This window comes from Phycisphaerae bacterium, from assembly GCA_019636475.1.
In the GTDB taxonomy this organism is placed as follows: domain Bacteria; phylum Planctomycetota; class Phycisphaerae; order UBA1845; family UTPLA1; genus JADJRI01.
On sequence record JAHBXN010000001.1, the window covers coordinates 62,636 to 83,700 of the forward strand.

Below are 21,065 nucleotides of genomic sequence, written 5' to 3' on the forward strand. Positions count from 1 at the left end.
GCTAATCATGATGAATACGCGCGGAGCCGCCGCAGCCTCAAAGGAGAAAGTTCGTATGAACCCATTTCGACGTTCGTTTGCCATCGTCATCGTTGTCGCCTGTGTCCCGTTGCTTCTTGGTCAGACCTGCGGCATCGACATGAACGGGAACAATAACAACAACAACACGAACGGAAACAACAACAACAATCAGAACGACAATTCCCAGTCCGCCGACATCTTCAGAATCTATGGCGATGGATCAGCCGGGGCAAAAGTCGTCTCGAGCGACGAGAACTGGAACACGCCCGCCAACCGGCAGGTCAATCTGAATTTCACCGACCTCACCATCAATCAGGGTGTCACGCTGATCGTCCCCAGCGGAATGGTCATTCGCTGCAAAGGCCAATTCACGAACTACGGCACCCTGTTCGTCAGGCCCGCGGCTGAAGGCGGATTCAGCGGACGGACCGGACCCGGCGGACCCAATTTTGCAACGACTTCGGCTCCTGCTGCCATCGGAATCGCCACCGGGCCAGCCCAGGCCGGTGACATCGGCGATTCAACGGTTGCGCGCCGGGCCGGGCGCGGCGGCGATGGACTCAGCGAGTTCGAAGCGAGACTGGTGCTGAATCCCGGAACGCGGGCGGGCGGAGGTGGCGCTGTCGGCGGAATGGATACGGATGCCGATGGCGTCAGTCTCAACAGCGGCGCAGATGGCGGCGGTTCGGTCGTGATTATCGCGCAAGGCAAGATTCTCAATGCCGGTGCAATTCAAGCAGAGGGCGAAAGCGGAAACAAGGCGTCCGGCAACGATCTCGGCGGCGGCGGTGGCGGCGGCGTCGTGGTACTCGCCTCAGTCGAATCGGTCTCCAACACGGGAACAATCTCGGTCCGCGGCGGTGACGGCGAGGATTCGGACTCGAATAACGGACCCAGCGGCGGCGGCGGCGGCGGAGTGATTCACCTCATTTCACCTGTGATCGATAATGAAGCCGGATCGGATGGCCTACTGGTCGACGGCGGGGCCGCCGGCGACGATTCCGCGCAGATCACTGAAAATGCCATGCGTTATGCCGGGGGCGGTGGCGGAGCCTCAGCGGGCGCCGGCGGAGCTGGCGGAAGCATTCCGGACGGCGCCGGACCGGTCTTCCCCGATTCGGCCGATTCCGGAGCCAACGGCTTTGCGTTCATGACCGAGCTAAACCCCCAACTGCTCATTCGATTTTGAACGGACGCGCCGGCGATTGGGTTGTGATGGGCCCAAGCCGCGGGTCCGTGGATGCCAAGTCCCAGAATCTCGTTGTTGCCACAGCCCAATCTTCGTTTCGGCCGTTCCGAGATTTCCGGTTGACCATCCTATGTCCGGTTGTCAATGATTCCCCCGTTCGCGGTTTGAAATAAGCCCATGTTCGCCCATAGGCTTAAGGTAGAGGCACCGCATCTTCAGCCAACGATTGAAGTCCTCTAAATCGCGACGGATCGATTCACCAGAGAAACGCCCCGGGGACAGCATGCGGAGGAATCCTCGATCGAGTTCGTTGACAGCCTATGGCGCATGAGCAGTCCGATCCGAATCAGAAGTCGGCCAGCCTGAGCGATACGCAACTCGCGCGGGCAGCGGTGGATGCGCGTTTTGCCACCGAACACGAGATTCAGGCGTGTGTCGCCAAGCGAGACAAACTCCGCGAACAGGGCCGCGAAGTAAAGCTCGCGGACATCATGCTCAAAGCCGGCTTCATCACCCCTTCGCAGATCCGGCGTTTGAACAATCCGTCAGAAGACACGGGCAGCCAGACCTTCATGCACCTGCCCGGCTTCCAGATCAAGCAGAAGATCGGCGCCGGAGCGATGGCCAGCGTCTATAAGGCCAAGCAGCTTTCGCTCGACCGCATCGTCGCGATCAAGATTCTCCCGAAGAAACTCAGCGAGGATCCCGAATTCGTCGAACGCTTCTACAAGGAGGGAAAGGCGGCGGCGAAGCTTAATCATGCCAACATTGTGCAGGCAATCGATGTCGGCGAGTATTCGGGCTATCACTACTTTGTCATGGAGTTTGTCGACGGCGAGACCGTCTATGACGAGTTGATACGCAATCGGGTCTATTCGGAATCCGATGCACTGAACGTCATCATACAGATCGCCAAGGCGCTCGATCATGCCCACGAAAAGGGTCTCATACACCGCGATGTGAAGCCCAAGAATATCATGATCACCAAGGACAAGGTCGCGAAGTTGGCGGACATGGGACTGGCCCGCCTGGCCGACGACGTCGCTGCCGCCGAAGCCGAGAAAGGTCGTGCCTTCGGAACGCCCTACTACATCTCACCGGAGCAGATTCGAGGCGTCGCGGATGTCGATTCACGCGCCGATATCTACTCACTCGGGGCGACGCTCTATCACATGGTGACCGGAAAGGTGCCGTTCGACGGCTCAACGCCGGCGTCAATCATGCAGAAGCACCTGAAGCAGCCACTCATCCCGCCGGACCACCTGAATAAATCGCTCTCGACGGGTCTGGCGGAAGTTGTCGAGCGGATGATGGCGAAAGATCGCAATCTGCGATACCGCTCAACGAAGGATTTATTGATCGATCTCGAGCGCGTTCGAGAAGGAAAGTCGCCCTTGCAGGCGCGAAGCGCGTTCAGCGAAGAAATTCTGGAGAGCCTGACCGATGGCAGTCGCGAGGAGATCACCGAAATTTCTCGTTCGCGAGGCGGCGGAACGTTGGCAGTCCAGACCGTCTATCCGCCGTGGCTCGTGGCCGTCGCGGTCATTCAGCTCGCGCTCATTGTCGTATTGGTAGTACTGCTAACGCTGCTTCGATGATCGATCGGCCGAATCTGCCGTCCGCCTCAAGGAATCTCCATCCGCGCGCTTCGCCGTGCAGTCTAAGTCCGGCCAATCGACCTTCGAATTTCACGGCACCGCCACCGCGCCGTCATCCCGCAACTTTTTAATAAATTAGGGAGATTCCCGAGTAGCATTCCCTAATTCATGTGGTATATTCTCTATTGCCGCAAACACAAGGAGGTGTCGGTCCAACTCTTCCGAACCGAGGCAAGGATGCCTCGGACGAATCTACCCATCTCGTGCCGCCGCTTTCTACGTTGGCCAGCCATCGCTCGCTTGGGGTCTACCCGTCGGACATCGGCGTGGGCCTCCCGATTGAACAACGGAGTGTTCAAACATGAAGAACCCGCGCCGAGACGTCACCGCCATGTGGAAGGACTACCTCGCCTCACAGTCCATTCCGATGCGAAACAAACTTGTCGAACACTACCGTCCGCTCGTCCACATGATGGCAGCGCGGCTTGCACAGAAACTGCCGGCGCAAGTCAGCTATGACGAAATCTGCTCGGCCGGGTATGACGGCCTGCTCGAAGCCGTCCAGGCGTATGACCCCAGCCACAAAGCCAAGTTTGAAACATTCTGCCAGCAGCGGATTCATGGCGCAGTGATGGACTGGCTCCGGACACTTGACGGGCAGTCCCGCACGGTGCGCAGCTTCGAAAAGCAGCGCATGACCCGCAAGGAACTTCTTGATTCGTCCCTCGGCCGTCCGCCGACTGACGATGAGTTGGCCTTCGGCATGGGAATGACACTCGAGCGCTACACGGAGCTTTCGCGGCTCTCGCGCGTCGGCCACGAGGTACACCTCTCGGCCGTTCAGAGCGACGACGACAGCCAGCATCGCGGTTCGCCGGGCGGCTGGGACATCAAGGACGCGCGGGCTGCCGACCCATCGCATCGCGTCTCGCGCGACATGCTCACGGACTACATCACCAAGGGCCTCAACCGCGAAGAGCGCCTGGTGCTCGTCCTCTACTACACCGAAGGCCTCACCATGGCCGAAATCGGTCTCGTGCTCGATCTTTCCGAATCGCGGGTCAGCCAGATTCATAAGGATGTCATTGCACGACTACGCCGGCGTTTTAAGGAGCAGGCTGAAATGGTCGCGTAACAATCGGCGCGATTCTTCAGCCCTGTTTTGCCTGAATTGCACGTGGAAAGCCGGAGAGTCGTCTCGACGATTCAAACGGAGAGGTCTGCGCGGGGCGCTTATTACCCATGTCGGCGGCGCGGCGGTCGAATCGCAGAGCGGCAGGTGAACGGAATCCCACGGCAATCTGGCACGCGATTAGTTCGCGTTCGCGCGGGCGAGCAGGCAGAGATTGACCAGCTCCGAGCGGAGCCGGCTTAACTGCTCAGTAGGCGCTTTGCGCGAGATGGCGAGTTCCAATTGGCCGGCGGCAGCCGAGATCGGATCGAATCCGTAGCAGCCGGCTTCACCCTTCAGGCCGCGAACGATCCTGCCAAGCGCGTCACTGTCGGCATTCAAATCGGCCTCGCGAATTGACTTCACTTTGTCAGCCAGCGAACTGACAAACTCAGCCAGCAGCGGAGCAATCGTTGGATCACCTGCCATCGTACTGAGGATCGGTTCGGATCGAAGGGATTGCAGCAGGCTGGCAAACGCCTCGCGCGTGCAGGGCTTCGGCAGATATCGATCAAATCCGGCCTCGAGGCAGCGTTGTTTGTCCGCTTCCTCGGTCAGTGCCGTAAGCGCCACGACTTTGCCCGAATAGCCGATCTCCCGAAGCTGGCGAAAGGCATCGAATCCCGTGACACGTGGCATTTCGATGTCCATCAGAATCAGATCGAAGGGCTTGTCGCCGATCTGCTGCAGCACCTCATCCCCATCCGAAGCATGCACCACCTCGCAGTGAAGCCCCTTCAATATGAGCGTCGTCGCGCGGGCGATAAACGGATTGTCTTCGACCAGGAGAACGCGATTCTTCACGGCCTCGAAGGTGAACTGCGATGAATCGATTTGCGTATCGAATCGAATTCTCACATCGTGCAACGAGCCCTGCACATGCTCACAGCGTTCGACTTTCGCCTCGAGATCCGCCCAGCTTCCGTGAAGCGTGTTCAATCTCACGCAGCATCGCGTGCCGGGGTGAAGAAATCCGCCATGGAGAAAATTCAATCCATTCGGCCCGATTCGACGCGGTACGATCGCGAAAATCACCGGTGTCACGGCTCCGGCCGCCTTCACATGCAGGGTGCATCCGGCCTGACGAAATCGAAACGACTCGCCATCGGCTCGGCGACCCGCATCATTAAAGGCAGATCCATCGAGCCGGGCGAGAATTTCTTCCAGGGTGTTTTCTTCGAGTCGAATCGTCCGAACGGGCTTGCTATCGACCGATCCAGACATCGTCGCAGTAAACATGGTGTACCCCCGAATTCGATATTCGAACCCGCCAGCCTCGCCGCTCCCTAACGCGACGGACGCGAGTTGGTATCGGCTGTGAATCTCACTCCCATGACTCCTACAAGATAAGAAACGACTAAGTTGATGCGCCTAAGGAATTTCCGAACACTAAATCAGTCTCGAACGTCTCCGTCGTGAACGGTTCAGTCGAATCGACTCAGGGGTTTTTTACCCCTCTTTGCGTCCGAGTTCGTCGAAGGAAAAACCGGAATTCCATGACGCTTACTCTTCGATTCCATGACGAGCGCACTGCGCCAATCGGAGATCAAGCGTGTCTGCGTTAACGAATTCGGTTCACGGGAATGGAAAATGCGAATCCGGACCAGCCGAGCAATGGAAGGTCCCGACGGCCGCCTCGCATTTAATGCACCCGTTATCGGATTGGGGGGCAAGCAGACAGATCGCTCAATACCCGAGACTTCGTTCAGGCGCCAGCAATGTGCCGTGTACGGTTATCGGCGGGCTGGCTTATTTCCGGGCCTACAGTTCTCTCGCCGGCTGGATTCCTGACGTGAAACTGAGCAGCCGGCCGCAACGGCTCGACAACATTGAGCGGAGTTTCAGCGGGGAACGTACCGAACGAAGTTCTCCAGGAGCGTTCGCCCGGCCGCCTCACTCCGCTCCGGTAGAAACTGAGTTCCGAATACCTCGCCCCGTCGGACGACCGCACAGAATTCCAGCCCGTGGTTCGCCGTTGCCGAGACCATTCGCCGATCGAGCGGTTCGCCGAAGAGCGAGTGATCAAAGTAAAAATAATCACCGGAAGTCAGCCTCTCCATCAGTGGAGAGGACTCCTCCCAGAAGACCTGATTCCAGCCTTGGTGCGTCGAAGAGAAGTGGCGAGCGGCCGGGTGGTTTCCGAACTCGAAGGGTGCGGCCCGACCGTGAACGACGCCCAGGCCCGCGTGCTGCGAATCGCCGTGAATCACGTCAAACAGGAGGTGCATCGCGGATGACACTGCCAGCACCGGACAGCCCGCGTCGATGGCCGTCAGCAATGGTCCGATGAGGCCGCCATCCCGAATCGATGCCAACGCCCGGCGTTCGGACCGGACATGCGGCAGGACGATTCGATCCGATCGAAGCAGCGCGTCCGCTGATGCCGCGGAGATAACATCGGCGTCCAGCGTCTTCAGCGATGCATGGATACCGGCCGACTCGAATCCATCCAGTTCGAACAAAGCGAGCATGACTCTGCACCTCATTCACACAGGGGCGACAGCCTGCCGTAAACGCGGCAAGCCCGGTTTGACGTCCCGGGCTTGCCGCATAATCTGATCCGCTGGGGGCGCGTCAGTCCGCGTCGTAACCGCGCGCTTCAGAATTGTCGATGATGCCGCTTGACCGCTTTACGGCATAGAATTCCACCCGGCGATTCTGGGCCTTGCCGGAAGTGGTGTTGCCGACCTTCGGTCGATACTCGCTGCAGTTCGCCTGCACGAGATTTTCATTCGGAATGCCAAGATCACGCATCGATCGCACCACGGTCAGCGAGCGGGCCGCACCAAGCTCCCAGTTGTCCTTCCACTTGCTCTTGCGAATCGGTTCGTTGTCCGTATGGCCGAAGACGTAGATATCGCGGTCGTTGTATCGCGAGCGAATGTCCGACGCGATCTTCGCGAGCGTCGACTTGCCCTGTGCCGTGAGTTCGGCACGACCCGATGCGAACAGCACATTGCCGGGAACTGAAATCATGTCGAACGAGGGCATCGTCACCCAGCCGTCGGCATTCTTGGCAACCTTGTCGCCGCCCGCGCGCATCTTCGCGATTTCCCGACTGAGTTCGTCGATTGACATGCGCGCTTCGTTCTCGCGAACAAGGGCGTCATTGAGCTGACGCTCGCGTTCGCCGAGTTCGCCTTTCAACTGCTGATTCTCCGCGGTCAGATCGGCGATTTTCTGGTCCTTCGCATCCGGACCGCAGCCGGTTCCGAGTAACGTGAGAGCGAGCGCGAGCGTGGTGATCGGGGTGACGACCCTGTGTGTCATCCGTGCCATGGCTGAATCCTCCATCGTTGAAACATGCGCCGAATCGGTCGCATGCGCCGTGTACAGGCCGTTATTTGGTTGTCAAACTTCTTGCAGAGAAATAGCAGAAATTGCGCCTCAGGTCAACGGTTCAGGCGATTATTGCGCCGCTTCTGAGCACAACCTTGTGATTTGTTTCGCGTCGAACGATCACCCATGAGCCATTCTGACGCGGCTCATCAGCCGACTCTCAAATCGCCGCCGGCACACCGGCGAGAATTGACAACAGCATCGTGCCGATGGGCTCGAAGAATCGCAGCAGATCAGCATGAAGCCAGAGCGTCGCAAAAGCCCCCATCGCCAGCCAGGGGCCGAATGGAACCGCCCGGCTCGACTTCCAGAATGACATCGCCAGAACGCCGATGATCGCCAACAGCGCGGCGAGGAAGAACCCGAATACCAACCCCCACACCCCCATCACCGCGCCCATCGCAGCCATGATGAATATGTCACCGGAGCCGTATGCCTCCTTGCCGAAACCCAATGTCCCTGCGATGCGGACAAACCACCCGAACGCCGCCGCCCACACGAGCGAACCCAATGCCGTCAGCGCGCCGGCCGCAGCCCGGCCTGTCGCACTGAACGCGAGGCTGTCGCCAAGAAAGTCGGACCAGTCCGAACCGAGCCGCCCCGTTTGTCTCAAGTAAAGAAACACGCCGAGCCCGGCGATGACTGCCGGCAACAGCGACCTGGCCTCTCCCATGGCGACGCGGCGCGCAGTCAAACGCTCCGCCTCGATTTCCTCGATGATCTGTCGATCCGATTCTCGATGAATGACCGACGCGAAAAGCAGGATCGCCATGAGCAGGCCCAAGCCGAGGAGTCCACGCTCCGTCGGTGCCGGAACGAGACCGGTCAGGCCGATGTGCGGCCATACGATCAGCCAGATCGCATACCCCAGCACGACCAAAACCATCAGAAACACCGGCATAGGATTAAATGGAGTGTTCTCGGCATTCAGGTCGGTCGGCGCATCGGAAACGTCCTCGGCCTCTTCACCGGCCGATGTCGAGTCGGGATTGACGTCAGCGGCCGCTCGCGCACCAAGACTCGCCTGCGTCGCCAGTGTCTCCCACAGCCACCACGAAACGCCCATTGCAGACGCGATCAGTGCGAATGGCGCCGAGAGGACGCCGGTCGGGGGCGTCGCAGGCTGGACGCCGAGCCCGGATCGAAGCACGAGAGGCGAACCGGGCCGCGACGCTGAGTGGACGGCGTTTTCCGCGACATGATTCCCGAGCGGATCCGCCGTCACGAACCAGACCGCCGTCAGACAGACGCCGACGAACATGCCGAAAACAAGTACCCTGACATCCACGGCGTAGGATTCGATATCCATCGCCGCGATTGCCAACAAAACCGCGAAGAGGGAGATGAATCCGAACGCGGCCGGCCAATCCGATTCCGGATCGCCAATCAAAGGCCAGACTTTGCCAATGAACATCGCATCCACGACCGCGACGAAAAGGAACGCGGCGACGGCCTCGACGATCGGATAGACGATTCCGATCGGCGCGGAGCAATCGCGGCAACGACCGCGCAACCACAGCCAACCAAGAATCGGAATATTGTCACGGAACCTGATGCGGGATTGGCAGTGCGGGCAGAAAGACCATCGCGGCTCAGAGACTGACAAGCCGCGCGGTAAGCGAAAAATGACAACATTCAGGAAGCTGCCGACAATCGCGCCGAAGACCGCCGCAGCGATAACCCAAATCGTGGAGATCGCCACGCGATCGCCTCCCTGCGACGTGCTCAGTAGGCATGAGCGTCGTTGGCTTCGTACCAAAGCTCGATGGCTTCGACGACTTCGGACACGGACAAGGTCTCCGTATCGATGACGTGACTTGCGGCGGACTCATAGATCGGCTCACGCTGGAGCAGGATTGCCTCCAGTTCCGCCAGGCCACCCGACGACGTGAGGTTCGGCCGGTTGTAGATCGTGTGAGGATCCTTGCTGACCCGCGACCAGAGGACCGCCGCCGGCGCCCGCAGCCAGACAACCTTGCCGACCCGCCGCACGAGACTCAACGTCTCAGGATCGGTCAAGGCTCCGCCACCCAGCGCGATCACATGGTCCTTGAGCTTCTTGATCTTTAGGAATGCCTCGCGCTCGCGCCGGCGAAAACCAGACTCGCCTTCGGTCGCGAAAATTTCGCGGATGCTCTTGCCCGCATCCTCAACGATGCGTGCATCGAGATCGACAAACTCCATCTTGAGGCGCCGGGCCACCGATGGGCCGACCGTTGACTTTCCGCTGCCACGACTCCCGACGAGTATGATATTCACGCGTGTTGTCCGTGTTCGCGTTTTGTGACTCGCCCCCCGGACACGTCGATCTCAAGGACGGCGTAGCACACCGCCTTGGTCATCTGACCGGCATTCACGCAGAGCGACTTGCCGATCATCTCGCAGAATTCACCGGTCACCCGCGGGGACTCGTGAATATGGCCATGCAACGAAAGCAATGGAACATGCCGCTCAATCGCGGCCCGAATCGAACGCGAGCCAAACGACTGATTCCGAAACGATTGATCCAGCTTCGAGTTAAAAGGCGGAGCATGCGCGACAAAAACCCATGGCTCCGACGGGACATGGAGCGTGGCCATGTCGTCCTGAATGGTCGGCTGACCATCAAAGATCATCCGCGCGCCATGCTGCACCGGCCGGTTGAATTGGTGATTCCATCGCGCTCCGCCGATAAATGGCGGCGTGTCGCCCGGCATATCCAGCCGTTCAAAATCCTTGACATACCAGGGGGTCGGCGGCGTGTAGGAATAGCCGACGAAATGCAGTCCATCCACGGCATGCGACTCAGTGGACGTGAGAATCCGAACAAGCCCGTCCGCTTCAAGTTCCTTCATCGCGATGGGACTGCTGCCCCAATCGTGATTTCCAAAAATAACAAAGACTTCCTTCGGATTGGCCCGTTGACGAAGGTCGCTGACAAACTTGCGGAACTGCCCCCGAACGAATGCCGCCTGCCCGTGGCCGAGCGATTCCGGGTCGGTCGCGCTGTCATCGGGCAGGAGATCGCCTCCCAGCACGATCACATCCGGCCGGATGGTCTCCGCAGCCGCCAGAAAGCGCGCGTACAGGGTGAGACTTCCGTGTAGGTCAGACGTATGGAGCAACCTCATCGGTCTTGCGTTGCCTCTGCACGCCCGGGGGGCAGGCCGGGCGGTTGATGGTCAATTGGTGGCATCTTGTCCGCAACCGTCCTCTCGGTCAATCGTTGTCGCCATGGCACCCAACGTCAGCCGATCGCGGCAAACACCCATACGGACTCCGCCCCATCTCAGGAGCCCTACGCGCAGCCTCCCGTTTCGGATCTCATCGGTCGATTTCGGCGGCCGCCCTGCTGCGAATTTCCCTGTCAATAATCGCCTTTGCGGTCATTTCGTGAAAAACCGATCGGGCAACGTCTTCCCCGGTCCAGATTGTGAATTGGGCCACCGCCTGATGCGCGAAGAGATCCGCACCGCTGATGACCCGACAACCTGCTTGGGCCGCCTCCCGCAGCAACCTAGTTTGCAGTGGAAAGTAGATACTGTCAAAGACCATCCGCCCTCCCCGCAAAGCCGCCGGGGACACGGGTGACTGATCGGTCAGCGGGTGCATTCCGATCGGCGTGCAGTTCAGTATCAGATCGCAGGAAACTCGATCACGCTCGGGCCAGGCGCAGACCGAACAGCCGAATCGATCGGCGATCGCTCGGGCGCTGGGTTCGTTGCGCCCGGCGATCGTCACCCGCGCTCCCGCTTTCGAAAGCGCGTAGGCCGCCGCCCTTGCCATGCCGCCGGAGCCAAGCACGAGGGCGCTCAGTCCGGCCGGCAGTTGCTCTGTGCCGAGCGCATCCGACACGGCGCCCGTCACCGCGGCGCTGTCGGTGTTCCAGCCTTCGACCACCCCATCGGGACAGAGCTTCAGCGTATTGACCGCGCCGCATTCCCGCGACGCCTCGTCCATCAGCCGGCCGCGTTCGTTCACGAATCGCCACGCGTTTTCCTTGTGCGGAATCGTCACACTGAAACCCCGAAAATCCAGCCAGGGCCGTGCGAGAACCTCGACCATGAACGCCTTGAACGATTCCGGGCCGGCGGTCACGCGAATCGGAACGTACACCGCGTCCCGCCCCGTCCGATCAAACGCCGCATTCTGCACATCGGGGCTGATGGAATGCCCGATCGGATCGCCGAGAACCCCGTAAAGATGCGTCGCCGAACCGATTCGGCTCCATCGAAAGCCGTCCCGCAATTCGCGAATCGTCAGTTGGCCCGGCGCGGTTTCATCGCCATGCCGCAGCGACGCGAACGTCGCAAATGCCCCGAATTTTCGACACAGAATCCGCGACAAGCGGCCGTCCTCGCCCATGCAGACCGTGATCGCCGGTCGCGGGCTGAGTCGCAGCAGTTCGAACGCCTCAAAGTTGTCACGGACGGATCGCGCCCGCCATGCCAGCTTGGGCACATCGCAGGCTTCCTCCTCGCACATCCGCACCAGATCGGCCTGTAGCGAGGCCGGCCTGCCCTTGTCGTCATGCCTGGAGAGAATCAATTTGCGGCGACTCCCGCCTTCGATCATTTCGACACCGCCGGTCTGCGAAACGACATCCGCCCGACGCATGGCGGCGGTTGCGATGCGGCGGCTCTCCTCGGATCGCTCCCACGTCGCAATCTCCACGTCGATGTAGTCGAACGTCGGCCCCAGTTCGTCGAGTCGTGCCATGCGTGCGGCATCAGTCGCGGAATCGCCGCCGCCTTCCGCCGGACTGCGATAGGTCAGGATGATTGGCGGTCCATCGGTGAATGCGGCGCGCAATCCGCGGATGTCCTCGTCCGTCAGGTCGGGCATCAGATCAAGCCGAAGTTCAATCATGTCAGCGCCGGCCTCGATCGCAGCCGTCATGTCCGCGCGGACTGCGTCGGCTGATTCGCCTGACAATGATACGATGATCAGACTCATTTCACTCCGATCTCGCCGCCTCGCGCGGGACGTCAGTCATCAGCCGGCCGCGATTCAGCCTTGAAATACCCTTCACCCTCGAGGATTCGCAACAGCGCCCTGGCCACAAGGCGATGCCCCGCCGGCGTCCAATGGGGATCGTCGTCGAATGACAACGGAAACTCCGTCGCGTTCTTGAAGTCGTCGTAGAGCGAATAGACCGGGAACGCCACCCGTTCCTTCAGTTCGCCCAGCCAGACGAACGGCTCCATCACATAGGGCCCGAGGACCTCGTATCGGATGCTCTCCCAGTTCCTGGACGATTCGCGGCTGGAATACTGATAGGTGCGAGGAAACATGAACAGGATAAACCGGCAGCCCAACTCCTCCCGGCAGATGCGCTCTGTTTCCATCAGGTTCCGGGCCGTTTCCTCCATCAAATCACGGTTCTGCGACAACGGACGGCTCGTAATGAAAAAGCGATCCTTCGGCACCAGTTCCTGCCGACTCAGCGCGGAATCGATCCACTCGCGCAGGCGAAACCGCCGTCGAAGCTCCTCCACCCAGTGCGCCGCGCCGAGTTGTTGGATCATGAATTCCGCCGGGGGGGTTCCGACATTTTCCAGACCCATTCGCCGTCGCAGATCGTCGTGAAAATCGGTCATGTCGAGGCAATAGATCACGAGATCGGGCTTGTACTTCGGCCCGACTTCGCGAAGGACGCGCGACGTGATGATCGGCGAGGAGGACGTCCAGCCAAAATTGACCGTGCGAAGCCGACGTTCGGGAAATTTTTCACCGGCCAGTTTTTCCAGTTGATTCGGAAAAGTCTCGTCGCTGTCGTCCAGCAACTCGCCATAACAGAACGAGTCGCCGATGCAGATGACATTGAAGGTGTCGGCCGAAAAGTCGGTCGCCTCGTACCGGCATCGGATGCCGTCGGAATTCACCCACGGATACGCATGCGGCTGCATCCGATGCTCCACATCCGGCGAATGTGTCTGCGAAAGCCGCCAGCGAATGACCCGGGCACCGACCCATTCAAATGCCAGCAGGGACAAAACGGAGCTGATAAGCAGTGCAATGATCCGTGCATCGCGCCGATAAAGAATCTGATAGATCAGCCAGACAAGAATCCCGATGGCCAGCGTGGTCAGCACGTCGGTAAAGGCCAGCGCGACGGCGACATAAATCACGGCGATGGCGAATCGGTCCCAAGACGCGCGCGGCGTTTTTCGCAATCTTGCGGCGAATGTCGGAAACACCCGCTCCACGGCTGCAAGGAGTCCACCCATCGGCGCAATTATAGGATGAATCCGATGGCCGCGCAACCGAACCCGGTCCCGCGGTCGCCGCAAGCCATGCGATCGATGCCGCCCGCCGCGGCACACCTTGAATCACACCATGAAGTTTATTTGCTCAGCGCTCCGCCGGACTGGAATGTATCCATCAATTGCACGGCGGCCGGCCCGGCAAGAACGATGAAAATCGTCGGGAAGATGAACAGAATCAAAGGCAGCAGCAATTTCACGGCTGTCTTCTGCGCCCGTTCCTCCGCCCGCTGGCGGCGTTTGGTGCGCAACGACTCGGCCTGTGTTCGAAGTGCCTTGGATATGCTGGTTCCGAGCTTTTCGGCCTGTGCGATCGTCGCGACGAGGGCCTTCATTTCCACGACCGCGCTTCTCTCGGCCATCTTGCCCAGGGCCTCCGCGCGTTGCACGCCCATCTGGGTTTCGACGCACGCGATGTGAAACTCCTCCGCCAGCGCGATATAGACATTCCGCATCTCGTCACTGACGCGAAGCAGCGCAGCATCCAGTCCGAGCCCGGCCTCGACGCCGACGACCATGAGGTCCAGGGCATCCGGCAAGCCGTTGCGAATCTGCTCGGCCCGCTTGCCGACCGTGATGCTCAACCAGAGATTCGGGAGCATGAATCCGAGTCCCGCGGCGAAGACCGACTGCCCGAGAATGGCCATGGTATCCTTGCCGCTTTCGATGCCGAGGAACGCCCCGATCGCGCCGCAGGCGACGAATCCCGCCGTCTTGCTGGCGAGAAACAGGCTGGCCGCGGCCTCTCGCCGGAATCCGGCCTGGGCCAGTTTGGCGCGGAGGTTCGTCTGCTCCTCGCTTTTCATCGGCATGACGGGCTTGGAGAGGAAAGGCGCCGCCTTTTCGAAGACGCTGCTCTTCGCCTTGTCGCGCGCCCGGGCCTGAAGGGTTTTGACGTCGTCTTCCTTGCTGAGGCCCGCGGTGCGGCGACGGACCACTTCGCTCTCCTCCTGCCTGTTGGGCATGAGGGAATAGACGATCATCGTCACCGCCACGACCGTCAGCGCACCGAGAATGTAGATTTCCATGATTCCGCTCCGCGATTGCCCTGCGGCGCTGTTTGCCGCCGGATTTCGATTCAGTTCCGCATTACACCTTGATGTTCACGATCTTCTGGATCATCGCCAGGCCGAGCAACTGCATGACCGCGCCCGTGATGAGCATGTAATTGCCGATTTCCGTCGAGAGCAGCTTGTCGGCGTAGTTCGGGTTCACGACCAGTTCGAGCACAAATACGACGATCGGCAGCGCGAGGAGCACCCATCCGGACAACCGGCCTTCCGCGGTGAGCGCCTTCACCATTCCGAAGAGCTTGATGCGTTCGCGAATGACGCCGCTGATGTTGTCGAGCACTTCGGCGAGGTCGCCGCCTGTCTGCCGCTGGATGCACACAGCGGTCACGAAGAAATTGACGTCCATCATTCCGATCCGCTTCGCCATGCCCTTCAGGGCGTCCTCGATCTTGATACCGAGGTTCTGCTCATGAAAGACTCGGGCGAATTCAGAGCGAACCGGATCGCTGAGCTGCTGACTGATGACCAGCACGGCGTTCGGGAGCGAATGGCCTGCGCGGAGCGCCTGACTCATGAGTTCGAACACGTCGGGCAACTGATTCAGGAACCGGTTAAGGCGGATCTTCCGCATGATGAACACGACGAGCAGCGGCAGGAGCACCAGACCGAGCGCGACGCTGATCGAGATCCAAAGCTCCTGCTTCAGGAAATAGCAGGCGATGTAGCCGCACGCGCCCAGGCCGGTCAGATTGATGAGCACGGAGGTCGCGCTGAAATGCACGTTTGCCTGGTCGAGCATTCGCTGGAGCGCGCCAATGACGCTGAGCTTGGACAGCGCGCCGGCGATCAGGCTTTCGGCTTCCTTCTTCTGTCGCAGAATCGATGCCTTGACCGCTTTTTCCGCGTTTGAATCTCCGTCAAAGCCGGACTTCTCTCGGAGACGATCCTGTACGCGTTTGACGTCCGGTTTGCGCAAATCCCGCACGAGGCTGAAAATCGCGTAGGTAAGCATGATCGACCCGACGAGCGGCAGAACGTACAACATGATCTGCGAGGAAATGTCGGGATCCGCTGCGAGAATCAGGTTCGCAAACATGAAGCGTTGTCTCCCATTCGCCGCTTACGCACCGCAATCGCCACTGCACTCGAGCCGGTTCACCCGACCGGCCGCGTTCCATGCAGTTGGCGAATACAGTCACACGCAAGCGGCCGACACACCGTCCCCCGAGAGGCTGCGGCATTACAGTGTCGGCGAGTCCTTATAAAGCACGCGTCGCTCGAAGATCGACGGATCGAGATCGACGCCGGAATACTTGAGGCGATCGAGGAATCCCGGGCGCAGGCCGGTCGCGATGAACTGGCCATACGCCTTGCCGAGGCTGTCGATTCCGAGCTGCTCGAATTTAAAGATTTCCTGGATTGTGACCGCATCGCCTTCCATGCCCTGCACTTCGGCAATGCACATCACCTTTCGGGGACCGCCCGTCAGGCGGTTTGCATTGACGAGCAGATGAATCGCGCTGGCGAACTGCTGCCGTATCGCTTTGACCGGCAGATCGTAACCAGCCATCATCACCATGGTTTCGACGCGCTGGACGGCGTCGCGAACGCTGTTGGCGTGAATCGTCGTCAGCGAACCATCGTGGCCGGTGTTCATTGCCTGCAACATGTCGAGCGTTTCCGGGCCTCGGCACTCACCCACGACGATTCTGTCGGGGCGCATGCGCAGGGAGTTGATGAGCAGATCGCGGATGGCGACCTGTCCTTTGCCCTCGATATTCGGAGGTCTCGTTTCAAGCCGTACGATGTGCGGCTGACGCAGTTGAAGTTCCGCGGCGTCCTCGATGGTCACGATTCGCTCGGTATCGGGAATAAACGACGAGAGATTGTTCAGCAGGGTCGTCTTACCTGAACCCGTGCCGCCGACGATCAGAATGTTCATGTGGGAGATGACGCAGGCGCGCAGAAAGTCAACCATCTCCTTGGTGATTGAGCCGAACTTGAGATAGTCATCCCATGTGATCGGATCGGTACCGAACCGCCGAATTGACATGGAAGGGCCGTCGATCGCCAGGGGTGGAATGACCGCGTTGACGCGGGAACCGTCCTTAAGCCGGGCGTCGACCATCGGCGAGACTTCGTCGCAACGACGTCCGATCGACGACACAATCTTGTCGATGACGTGCAGCAGGTGCGAATTGTCCTTGAAGGTCACCTGCGACAGCTGGAGCCGACCTTTGCGTTCGACATAGACCTGCTTGGGTCCGTTGATGAGAATGTCGCTGACATGCGGATCGGCCAGCAGCGCCTCGAGCGGCCCGAGCCCGAAAGTTTCGTTGAGAATCTCGGTGACGAGCCGCTGTCGCTCGCTGAAGTTCAGCAGGACGTTTTCCTCTTCGCAGAGGTTGACAATGACCTGCCGGACTTCCTCCTTGACCTCGTCGCCCTTGCGCCGGCCGATCTCGGCCAGGTCGAGCGTGTCAACCAGCTTCTTGTGAATGCGCGTCTTGAGTGCGTAGAACTCATCGGACTTATCCGCGCCGGCCTTGCCGCCCGGGCGCGGCACGACGGCCGTCGCCTTCAATGCGACGTCGGATGATGGAGTAGAAGCGGTGCCGTCACCGGATTCGGCGGTCGGACTCTTGGGAACTTTCAAAGTGGGAATCTTGGACTTACCGAACATGCGCGCGAATCCTCCTCGAAGGCTCGTTCTCACACGGAAGCAGGCTGAATTTCCCCGGTGTCATCCAAAACATACAATCCAAGCCCGTTCCGCGCGTCCGCAGTTGGATCACTCCGGACACATTCACTGACCATCGAAATGCCCGCGAGATAACGGACGGCTGTCCGAATCCATATCACGAGCGCTCGGCATGGCGTTACCGGCCGTGATTTCACGCGCGGCAGATCACGACGCACCGAGTCCGGTCATACATCGGTTGTTTCATCGAGGAGGTTTGGCGTGGAGTTTGGCGCGCGCGTCCGTAAAATCGCCGGCGCTTCGGATCGACAAAACGGCTACACGGATGCCGCCGCGGCGCCGGCCTTGGCGCCGCTGCCGGGTTTTCCGCCGAAGATCCGCCCGAGCAGCCCGCCCTTGTTCTTTGGATCGCCATTGGTGAATTTTTCGGGCGAGTGAATCCGCTGGGCCAATTCGTGTATTTCCTGCCGAATCTTCGATCGCTCGGCATACAACTTGAGAGGCTGTCCGATATTGATGCTCGAGCTGATGACTTTCCAGTCGTCGGAGATCGCCGCGAACATCGGGCGATTCAATATCGACTCGACCTGTTCCACGTCCAAATGGGCCGACTCTCGTCCGAGCCGGTTCACCAGGAACGAAATCCGCTCGGGATTGAACCCTTGAGCGCTCAGCTCCTGAACCATTCGATCCGTATTGCGAACGCTGGTCACGAGCAATTGCAGCAGCATGAAATTGAAGTCGGCCGCGTCCAGCACCGCGCGGCCGCCCGGATCGTGCCGTGTCGGACCGTCGACGACGACATATGCGCACAAAGACTGGAGGCTGGTGAAAACATTTGCGCAGTGAGCCGCGGTGATCATCTCGGCCTGGGCGAACGAGTGCGGCCGCCGCAAGACATAGACACCGGACTCATGCTTGATCAAAGCCCGCAGGACCATTTCCGGATCCAACTCCTCGGGCGTCGAACACAGATCGGCGACGGTGTATTGTCCCTGGACGTCCAACAGCGTGGCAACGTGACCGAATCGGAAATCGAGATCGACGACCACGACGCGTTCGTCGGGACCGACGATGTCCGCCAGTTCCACACCGAGGTTTGTTGCGATGGTCGTGCAGCCGACGCCGCCGGCGCTTCCCATCATGGATATCAACTTGCCGGGTTCCTTCTTTCCGGGATTGGCGGAGATGATTCGAGAGACCGCGGCCTGAAGTTCGTCGAGGTTGAGCGGTTTTAGCAGATACTCCTTCACGCCCGATTTCATGGCCCGAAGCACAACTTCCCCGTCGGACTGTCTGCTGATCGCGAAAATGGGCAGATCGCTGCGCGCCTCTCGCAATTGTCGAAGGCACTCGAGGACGACGGCGGGATTCGGATCCAGATCAGCGAGGAGCAGATCGCAAGGGAACTGCATCACGGCCTGCGGCAACAGGCTGGGTTCGTCGAGTTCGGCGACAATTCTGAAATAGGGCAGGGAGGTGAGCGAGCGGCGCAGTTCCGGTGCCTCGGACTCGTTCGACGTGAATACGATCGTTCGTACGGTCTGCGCCATGGTGGTCCAAGAGCGGTGTCACGATTCCCGGAATCACGAAACCCAGCCGCAGTCGGCCGGGCCGCAAGACGTTCGCCCGTCCTGCCGAACGTCCGGGAACCTTCTCCGAACTTCCTTTCCCGGAGATACGAACGTCGGGAAAACGGAGCCGGAAGTATCGACGCTCCGAACCCCTTATCGGCCGCCGCGACCGGCTGCTTGATCAGCCGGTCGCGGCATACCGAAGGATTAATCAGGTTATTGGATCAAGCGGACCGGTCGCTTTCCACCCAGTTCCTTGAAAATCTGCTTGAGTTGGTTGATGTACAGCGGCTGGTTCCCGTTCGAAGGATCCGGTGAGTTATCGGCGTAGTAGTAGTGGTTCGCCGACGTGGCCGTGTCCGACAGCAATTCGTCGTCGACGTCACCGCCGACACCCACGGTGTAGATTGTAATTCCCTTGGACTTGGCCAGGTCCGCTCGATCAGCGACCCAACTCAACGCGCCGGACGAGTTATTGCCGGTGACTGATCCGTTCTGAGCCACGTTGGGCTTGCCGTCCGTAAGGAGGATCATGACTTTCGACGCGGCGGTGCGAGCACGATTGCTCGTGAGTTCCTGGATACCCCGGTCGAGGCCTGCGCCGATGTTGGTGTAAGGCGTGTCGTGGCCGGCCTGGTACTTCCTCAATTCATCGGGGATTTCCTGGAGCTTGTCCTCCAGGCTTTCTCCCAGACCTGGAACGCACAGATCCATCCGATGCTGACCATACTGAGCGAAGGTTTCCAGCGATACATGATCCTGCGTCTCGAGGTAGATGAGCTCATCGATCATGGTCTGGACGGCGTTCTTAACGGAGAACAGCGGCTCTTCCGGGGTGTTCTTCAGCTCGGGCGTCTCGGAATTCGACTCCTGACTCTCCAGGAGGAAGTTGACGAATGTCTTGATTCCGTACCGGTGAACGAGGCTGGAGTCCGTGACGGCCATCTGGGTTGACGTCGATCGGACGTAGTCGATGTAGGCATCCCATGAACCGGAGTTGAATGGATAGGCGACGGTGTGCGTCAATTCGCCTGAATCGACCTTGGTGTCACCGTTGCCGGTGCCGGTGTACTTGCCGCCACTCATGCCGCTCTTCCAGCCGGCCAATCCAAGCAGGACGCGCACGCGACGCTTGAAGTGATTGGTGTCGCTGTCGTAGGTGCTTGACAGGAGTGCCGTCCTTTCGGCAGCGGAGTATCCGGCCTCCGTCAGATTCGCGATGACGTCGGCGTCAGTCGTTGTGCTGCTGCGCGGAATCCGATAAAGCCCCGAATCGCTGGCCGCGTTGTAGGAACCCAGCACGATCGGGTCGCCGAAGCTCGTCATCCAGCCCCATCGAGGTCCCTTGGGATTCAGGCTTCCACCCGACGGCTCTTCACCGGCGTCGGGATGTCCACCGGCGGCCTGCGGCTTGCCGGCGCCGTTTGACGGCTGGTTGTCCCCGGCGGCGCAGGTCGATGCAGGCGCGGAGGGATTGGCCCCATTCTTCACACCGGGCTTGCCCTTGGCGACGGGCAGAGCAAGCCAGATTTCCTTGAGGTTGATCTGGACGCCATCGATATAACCTGCTTTTTCGGAAGCGAATCGCTTGTGGTGGCGAAGCTCGCTGTCGTCGTTCATTGAGCCGGACAGGTCAACGACCATCGCGATATCGCGAGGCACGAGCATCGCGACCGCGCTGGCCTGAAGGCGCGCGCCCGTCATGCCGAAGGTCTTGGCGAAAAGGAGCGACACGGGCCCGTCACTGACGGTCTGATCGCGTTTGAGGTGAACGCGAACAGAATCGAACGGCAGTTCACCCTCGTGGAATTCATACCGATTGCCGATCAACTCCGCGTGACCAAAGGTCACGTCCGCATCGACCAGGTCGGCATCCTCGCCCATGACATTATTGAACTTGGCGAACTTTTTCGCTTCGGCAGTTGCCAGTCCGGTCGCGTTTTCGGTCGCTCCGAGCTGGGATGCGGCGGCCAGCGCCGCTGCATCGGCTGCGCTTTGGAGTTCCTGCTTGGCGCTGTACATCAAGCCTGTATCGATCGCGAGTGCCGCGACGCCCAGGCCCACTGTTCCGCCAAACAACACCGTCTGTATCATGACGGCTCCGCGCCGTCTGCGTCCCTTACCCCACCAGTTGCGCAAGAACATGGTCGATCCCCCCAATAAACTCCCGAAAGCCGATGCGGGTCGCATGCCCTTCGCGGCTCTCAAGTTCTC

The 21,065-nt window shown here is 60.0% G+C and carries 16 protein-coding genes; 3 read left to right on the forward strand and 13 right to left on the reverse strand.

Annotated features, from left to right (window positions below; genetic code table 11):
* Positions 1-55: 55 nt before the first annotated feature.
* The 3 genes from KF841_00350 to KF841_00360 all read left to right on the forward strand — a co-directional run bounded on the left by KF841_00350 (position 56) and on the right by KF841_00360 (position 3,943).
* Entirely contained in the window at positions 56-1,210 is a 1,155-nt protein-coding gene (locus KF841_00350; protein ID MBX3393792.1) for a hypothetical protein, read from the forward strand.
* Between the two features lie 320 nt (positions 1,211-1,530).
* Complete coding sequence (locus KF841_00355) at positions 1,531-2,808, forward strand: serine/threonine protein kinase (protein ID MBX3393793.1); 1,278 nt, start codon at positions 1,531-1,533, stop codon at positions 2,806-2,808.
* Positions 2,809-3,169: 361 nt separating this feature from the next.
* Positions 3,170-3,943, forward strand: coding sequence for a FliA/WhiG family RNA polymerase sigma factor (locus tag KF841_00360; protein ID MBX3393794.1), 774 nt, complete (start codon positions 3,170-3,172; stop codon positions 3,941-3,943).
* Between the two features lie 177 nt (positions 3,944-4,120).
* Here KF841_00360 and KF841_00365 read toward each other — a convergent pair whose 3' ends face one another.
* The 13 genes from KF841_00365 to KF841_00425 form a co-directional block, all read right to left on the reverse strand.
* Complete coding sequence (locus tag KF841_00365; protein ID MBX3393795.1) at positions 4,121-5,218, reverse strand: response regulator; 1,098 nt, start codon at positions 5,216-5,218, stop codon at positions 4,121-4,123.
* Between the two features lie 602 nt (positions 5,219-5,820).
* The gene (locus KF841_00370; protein ID MBX3393796.1) at positions 5,821-6,450 is read right to left on the reverse strand and encodes a hypothetical protein; all 630 of its coding nucleotides are present in this window, start codon (positions 6,448-6,450) and stop codon (positions 5,821-5,823) included.
* Between the two features lie 103 nt (positions 6,451-6,553).
* On the reverse strand, positions 6,554-7,258 hold the full coding sequence (locus KF841_00375; GenBank protein MBX3393797.1) for an OmpA family protein: 705 nt from the start codon (positions 7,256-7,258) through the stop codon (positions 6,554-6,556).
* 220 nt (positions 7,259-7,478) lie between these two features.
* On the reverse strand, positions 7,479-9,014 hold the full coding sequence (locus tag KF841_00380; protein MBX3393798.1) for a prepilin peptidase: 1,536 nt from the start codon (positions 9,012-9,014) through the stop codon (positions 7,479-7,481).
* A 29-nt stretch (positions 9,015-9,043) separates the two neighbouring features.
* Positions 9,044-9,577, reverse strand: a complete 534-nt coding sequence (locus KF841_00385; protein MBX3393799.1) for a shikimate kinase — start codon at positions 9,575-9,577, stop codon at positions 9,044-9,046.
* Positions 9,574-10,428 (reverse strand): metallophosphoesterase, encoded by an 855-nt coding sequence (locus KF841_00390; GenBank protein ID MBX3393800.1) that lies wholly within the window; start codon positions 10,426-10,428, stop codon positions 9,574-9,576. Before KF841_00390 ends, KF841_00385 begins: the two co-directional genes overlap by 4 nt.
* Positions 10,429-10,621: 193 nt before the next feature.
* On the reverse strand, positions 10,622-12,253 hold the full coding sequence (locus tag KF841_00395; GenBank protein ID MBX3393801.1) for a type I 3-dehydroquinate dehydratase: 1,632 nt from the start codon (positions 12,251-12,253) through the stop codon (positions 10,622-10,624).
* A gap of 32 nt (positions 12,254-12,285) precedes the next feature.
* Positions 12,286-13,527: an SGNH/GDSL hydrolase family protein gene (locus KF841_00400; protein ID MBX3393802.1), complete on the reverse strand. Its 1,242-nt coding sequence runs from the start codon at positions 13,525-13,527 to the stop codon at positions 12,286-12,288.
* Positions 13,528-13,643: 116 nt separating this feature from the next.
* A complete protein-coding gene (locus KF841_00405; GenBank protein ID MBX3393803.1) occupies positions 13,644-14,591 on the reverse strand; it encodes a type II secretion system F family protein in 948 nt (315 codons plus the stop codon).
* A 61-nt stretch (positions 14,592-14,652) separates the two neighbouring features.
* Positions 14,653-15,672, reverse strand: coding sequence for a type II secretion system F family protein (locus tag KF841_00410; GenBank protein ID MBX3393804.1), 1,020 nt, complete (start codon positions 15,670-15,672; stop codon positions 14,653-14,655).
* Between the two features lie 144 nt (positions 15,673-15,816).
* Positions 15,817-17,259, reverse strand: coding sequence for a CpaF family protein (locus tag KF841_00415; GenBank protein ID MBX3393805.1), 1,443 nt, complete (start codon positions 17,257-17,259; stop codon positions 15,817-15,819).
* A 335-nt stretch (positions 17,260-17,594) separates the two neighbouring features.
* Complete coding sequence (locus KF841_00420; GenBank protein ID MBX3393806.1) at positions 17,595-18,830, reverse strand: response regulator; 1,236 nt, start codon at positions 18,828-18,830, stop codon at positions 17,595-17,597.
* 237 nt (positions 18,831-19,067) lie between these two features.
* Positions 19,068-20,945, reverse strand: coding sequence for a VWA domain-containing protein (locus KF841_00425; protein ID MBX3393807.1), 1,878 nt, complete (start codon positions 20,943-20,945; stop codon positions 19,068-19,070).
* Positions 20,946-21,065 lie beyond the last annotated feature (120 nt).

Excerpts from the sequence above, each read along its gene's own strand:
- KF841_00420 (MBX3393806.1), bottom strand. The coding sequence starts at position 18,830 with ATGGCGCAGACCGTACGAACGATCGTATTCACGTCGAACGAGTCCGAG.
- KF841_00425 (MBX3393807.1), bottom strand. The coding sequence starts at position 20,945 with ATGATACAGACGGTGTTGTTTGGCGGAACAGTGGGCCTGGGCGTCGCG.
- KF841_00375 (MBX3393797.1), bottom strand. The coding sequence starts at position 7,258 with ATGGCACGGATGACACACAGGGTCGTCACCCCGATCACCACGCTCGCG.
- KF841_00410 (MBX3393804.1), bottom strand. The coding sequence starts at position 15,672 with ATGTTTGCGAACCTGATTCTCGCAGCGGATCCCGACATTTCCTCGCAG.
- KF841_00365 (MBX3393795.1), bottom strand. The coding sequence starts at position 5,218 with ATGTTTACTGCGACGATGTCTGGATCGGTCGATAGCAAGCCCGTTCGG.
- KF841_00405 (MBX3393803.1), bottom strand. The coding sequence starts at position 14,591 with ATGGAAATCTACATTCTCGGTGCGCTGACGGTCGTGGCGGTGACGATG.
- KF841_00390 (MBX3393800.1), bottom strand. The coding sequence starts at position 10,428 with ATGAGGTTGCTCCATACGTCTGACCTACACGGAAGTCTCACCCTGTAC.
- KF841_00350 (MBX3393792.1), top strand. The coding sequence starts at position 56 with ATGAACCCATTTCGACGTTCGTTTGCCATCGTCATCGTTGTCGCCTGT.
- KF841_00355 (MBX3393793.1), top strand. The coding sequence starts at position 1,531 with ATGGCGCATGAGCAGTCCGATCCGAATCAGAAGTCGGCCAGCCTGAGC.
- KF841_00360 (MBX3393794.1), top strand. The coding sequence starts at position 3,170 with ATGAAGAACCCGCGCCGAGACGTCACCGCCATGTGGAAGGACTACCTC.
- KF841_00415 (MBX3393805.1), bottom strand. The coding sequence starts at position 17,259 with ATGTTCGGTAAGTCCAAGATTCCCACTTTGAAAGTTCCCAAGAGTCCG.
- KF841_00395 (MBX3393801.1), bottom strand. The coding sequence starts at position 12,253 with ATGAGTCTGATCATCGTATCATTGTCAGGCGAATCAGCCGACGCAGTC.
- KF841_00370 (MBX3393796.1), bottom strand. The coding sequence starts at position 6,450 with ATGCTCGCTTTGTTCGAACTGGATGGATTCGAGTCGGCCGGTATCCAT.
- KF841_00400 (MBX3393802.1), bottom strand. The coding sequence starts at position 13,527 with ATGGGTGGACTCCTTGCAGCCGTGGAGCGGGTGTTTCCGACATTCGCC.